Annotated in this window: 5 protein-coding genes, 1 tRNA gene and 3 pseudogenes; 5 read left to right on the top strand and 4 right to left on the bottom strand. The window is 70.8% G+C overall.

Annotated features, from left to right (window positions below; all coding sequences use genetic code 11):
* Positions 1 to 24: 24 nt before the first annotated feature.
* A pseudogene (locus VB737_RS15725) lies at positions 25 to 93 on the top strand (hypothetical protein); the annotation flags it as partial.
* A 134-nt stretch (positions 94 to 227) separates the two neighbouring features.
* Here the strand turns inward: VB737_RS15725 and VB737_RS15730 are convergent.
* Together VB737_RS15730 and isiD are read right to left on the bottom strand one after the other, a co-directional pair.
* Positions 228 to 584 (bottom strand): annotated as a pseudogene (locus VB737_RS15730) (flavoprotein); the annotation flags it as partial.
* Positions 574 to 792 carry a protein IsiD gene (gene isiD, locus VB737_RS15735; protein ID WP_254947927.1) on the bottom strand — a complete coding sequence of 73 codons (219 nt, stop codon included), beginning with the start codon at positions 790 to 792 and terminating at the stop codon, positions 574 to 576. The pseudogene VB737_RS15730 and the gene isiD, both read right to left, overlap by 11 nt.
* Positions 793 to 838: 46 nt before the next feature.
* Between isiD and VB737_RS15740 the strand changes: the two genes are divergently transcribed.
* The 4 genes from VB737_RS15740 to VB737_RS15755 all read left to right on the top strand — a co-directional run bounded on the left by VB737_RS15740 (position 839) and on the right by VB737_RS15755 (position 2,063).
* Positions 839 to 911 (top strand) — tRNA-Ala (locus VB737_RS15740).
* Positions 912 to 1,002: 91 nt separating this feature from the next.
* Complete coding sequence (locus VB737_RS15745; protein WP_254947928.1) at positions 1,003 to 1,164, top strand: PCP reductase family protein; 162 nt, start codon at positions 1,003 to 1,005, stop codon at positions 1,162 to 1,164.
* Between the two features lie 44 nt (positions 1,165 to 1,208).
* On the top strand, positions 1,209 to 1,406 hold the full coding sequence (locus tag VB737_RS15750) for a DUF8635 family protein (protein WP_015109473.1): 198 nt from the start codon (positions 1,209 to 1,211) through the stop codon (positions 1,404 to 1,406).
* A gap of 318 nt (positions 1,407 to 1,724) precedes the next feature.
* On the top strand, positions 1,725 to 2,063 hold the full coding sequence (locus VB737_RS15755) for a DUF565 domain-containing protein (RefSeq protein WP_500314342.1): 339 nt from the start codon (positions 1,725 to 1,727) through the stop codon (positions 2,061 to 2,063).
* 33 nt (positions 2,064 to 2,096) lie between these two features.
* Here VB737_RS15755 and VB737_RS15760 read toward each other — a convergent pair whose 3' ends face one another.
* Together VB737_RS15760 and VB737_RS15765 are read right to left on the bottom strand one after the other, a co-directional pair.
* On the bottom strand, positions 2,097 to 3,107 hold the full coding sequence (locus VB737_RS15760) for an aspartate carbamoyltransferase catalytic subunit (protein WP_500314344.1): 1,011 nt from the start codon (positions 3,105 to 3,107) through the stop codon (positions 2,097 to 2,099).
* Positions 3,104 to 3,396, bottom strand: a pseudogene (locus VB737_RS15765) (DNA-3-methyladenine glycosylase); the annotation flags it as partial. The pseudogene VB737_RS15765 and the gene VB737_RS15760, both read right to left, overlap by 4 nt.

Below are 3,396 nucleotides of genomic sequence, written 5' to 3' on the forward strand. Positions count from 1 at the left end.
CTGCAGGAACGCGTCATCGACCGCGTGGGCGGCACGACGCCGGTCAAGGTCGACATCCGCATCATCGCCACGTCGAACCGCGACCTCGGCCGGGCGGTGTCTGAGGGCACGTTCCGCGAGGACCTGCTGTACCGCCTGAACGTCGTCAATCTGCGCCTGCCGTCGCTGCGGGAGCGGCCGGGCGATATCCCGGCGCTGGCCGATTTCTTCGTGCGGAAGTATGCCGCCGCCAATGGCGTGCCGGTGCGTCCCGTGTCGGCCATGCCGTGCACCCAGCGGGCCAGGCTGGTGGCGCTGAGCGGGGCCACCAGCACCACCTCGGCCCACTCGGCCAGGGCGATGTGCAGGGGCCGGGACTCCCGGTGGCTCCACTGGTCGGCCTCGATGTGGCAGGGGGCGCGGCTGAGGCTCGCCAGGGCCACCGCGCTGACCAGCCGCTCGGCGGCGGGGCTGAGCACGCAGCGCACCAGGGCCCCGCGCTGCACCAGGGCGCTAACGAGCTGGGGCAGCTTGACGGCGGCAATGCTGCCGCTGATCAGCACCAGCACGCGCCGCCCGGCGAGGGCATCCGCCTCACTCCTCATCGAAGGGTTCCTGATCCACCAGATGGACGTAGGGCCGGATCAGGTCCGGGCGGTGGATGGCCAGGGCCCGCAGCAGGTGCCAGTCGGCCAGGCCCGCGAACGGCGTGGGGTAGTCGTCCTCCTCGAGGCGCCGGGCGAGCTCGGCGATGGAGGCGTCGTCGAAGGCCGCGAGCCGCTCGGGGGTGATGGACAGGCTGGAATCAACCAAGGGGACGGCCAGGGAGGGGGACGGGATGGTGATAATGGCGATCGAAGGGGAATTAGCTCAGCTGGTAGAGCGCTGCGATCGCACCGCAGAGGTCAGGGGTTCGAGTCCCCTATTCTCCATCCACCATTCTCCCCGGCCGGGTCTCCCGAGGTCCGTCAGGGTGTCCCAGCGCCCCCCGGCCCAGCACCGACCCGTCCCGATCAGCCGCCGATGAACTGGAGCAGCGACGCGGAAACCAGCCTCAAGGAGATCCCGTTCGTGGTGCGGCCGATCATCCGGCGGCGGATCGAGTCCCTGGCCCGCGAGGCCGGCCTCGACGGTGTGGATCTCGCCTTCTACCAGCAGGCCAAGGAGCGTTTCGGCAGGAAGTGAATCGGCGATGGGGTAAAAGAGGGGGTTGATCAGGGGCCCGCTCAATGTCGCAGTCCAAGCGCGAACAGGTTGTCAGTCATCTGCGCTACATCCGTCAGGAGCTGCGGGAGATGCACCAGGGGGTGATGGAGGACGGCCTGCTGCCGGAGGCCGGTGAGGTGCGGGGTGTGATGGCCCAGATGGAGGCCCTGCTGGAACTGCTGGAAGGCAAGGGATCCCGCAAGAAGGACGGCGACGGCTGAATCGGGACGTCTGAGAACGACCACGCCACCCGTCAAGCCCCCGCAGGGACGCTCCGGTCAGCGGCTGCCCCCCCTTGCCCGACCCGCTGGAGATTGGTTTGCTGGTGTCGTCCCCATCACCCTGCCCGGGCCTCGGCCTCGGGCTTTTTTATTGGCATCCCCTATCGGTGGGGGGAAAATGCTGTCAAGACGCCAGAGATGGTGTAGACCAGTGATTGCAGGGATTGGGCCGGGTGATGGGGATCACCGCCAGCGGCTTTCCACCCTTGGGTGGTGAGCCCCCTGCTCCCCTTTCCACCCAGCGGCAGGTTCGCACCGGTGCCTCCCCGCTTCCAGCAGACCCGATTCCAGCAGCGGATCACCCAGTCCGGCAACCTGCTCGAGGCCTGGGCGCAGAACCCCTGGCGCCGCCTTTCCCTGTTGCTGATCGTGCTGCTGGGCGGCTTCGTGATCGGCGGCAGCGTCGGCTCGATCACCGGCGCCCTCTCCCTGTTCGATCCCCTCGGCGCCCTGGTGTGCGTGCTGGCCATCGAAGCGGCGGCCCGGCTGCGGCGCCGGCTGCTGGCCCAGCCGCTGAAGCTGCGGCTGCAGGTGCTGGACATGGCCCGCATGGGCCTGCTCTACGGCCTGCTGCTGGACGGCTTCAAGCTGCTCTGAGCGACCGGCGCAGCCCCCAGGCCGGCTGAGCCCTCAGACGGCGGCCAGCAGATAAAGCAGGGCCATCCGGATCGGAATGCCGTTGCGGACCTGCTCCTCCACCAGGCTGCGGCCGGGATCGTCGAGCAGTTCGCCGGCGATCTCCACCCCCCGGTTCACCGGGCCGGGGTGCAGCACCGGCACGGCGTCGCCGCAGAGGGCCAGGCGCCGGTGGCTGAGCCCATACTGGCGGTGGTAGGTGTCCAGGCTGGTGAGCAGGTGCTGCTGCATCCGCTCCTTCTGCAGGCGCAGGGTCATGACGGCATCGGCCCCGGGCAGGGCGTCCTCCAGGCGCCGCTCGACCCGCACCCGGCCCCGGTCGGCCACCGGATCGGCCCCCTGGCCCGGCGGCGGGGCCAGCACGAAGTCGGCGAAGCAATCGGGCAGCAGGGTGGCGGGCCCGCAGAGCACCACGTCGGCGCCGCAGGCGGTGAGGGCCCAGAGGTTGGAGCGGGCCACCCGGGAGTGGAGCACGTCGCCGACGATGACGATGCGGCGGCCCCGCAGGCTGGCGGGAGAGGGGGCCTCGGGTTCGAATTGGCGCGCCAGGGTGAACAGATCGAGCAGACCCTGGCTGGGGTGGCTGTGCAGGCCGTCACCGGCGCTGAGCACGGACACCCGCTCGCCGCAGCGGTCGAGGTCGCGGGCGAGGCTGTGGGGCACCCCGGCGCAGCGGTGGCGCACCACCAGGATGTTGGCGCCCATGGCCACGTAGGTGCGGGCGGTGTCCAGCAGGCTCTCCCCCTTGCTCAGGGAGCTCGACGACGGCGAGAAGCTCTGCACCTCCGCCGAGAGCCGTTTGGCGGCCAGCTCGAAGCTGCTGCGCGTGCGGGTGCTGGGCTCGAAGAAGAGGCTGGTCATCAGCCGGCCCTGGAGGGCGGGCAGGCGGCGGGCGCCGGCCACCGGCAGGGCCCGGAAGCGCTGGGCCAGTTCGAGAACGGTGGCGAAGTCGTCGACCGAGAAGGACGCCAGGTCGAGCACGTGGCGGTGACTCCAGCCGCTCAAGGCGTTCTGCTCCCGTCAAACGCCCCAACCGTAGAGGCCAGCAGGGCGGCGAGCCCATCGTGTCGGGGTGTCCGATCGCCGCGGGCTCGCCGGCTGACACTGCGGCTGGCACGCAGGTACCAGCGCCAGGGCAGTTCCTGCCCCTGGGAGACGCCGATGCGCTGGGTCTGCAGCAGCGGCGCCTCCCCCTGGGGTCCCGGCCCCTCCAGCAACTCCGCCAGCGCCGGCGGCCGCGCCGCCAGCCACAGGTCCGAGGCCGGCGCGGCGATCAGGCCGTCCTGACGGCGGT

Source organism: Synechococcus sp. BA-120 BA3 (assembly GCF_034931285.1).
Taxonomy (GTDB): Bacteria; Cyanobacteriota; Cyanobacteriia; order PCC-6307; family Cyanobiaceae; genus Cyanobium.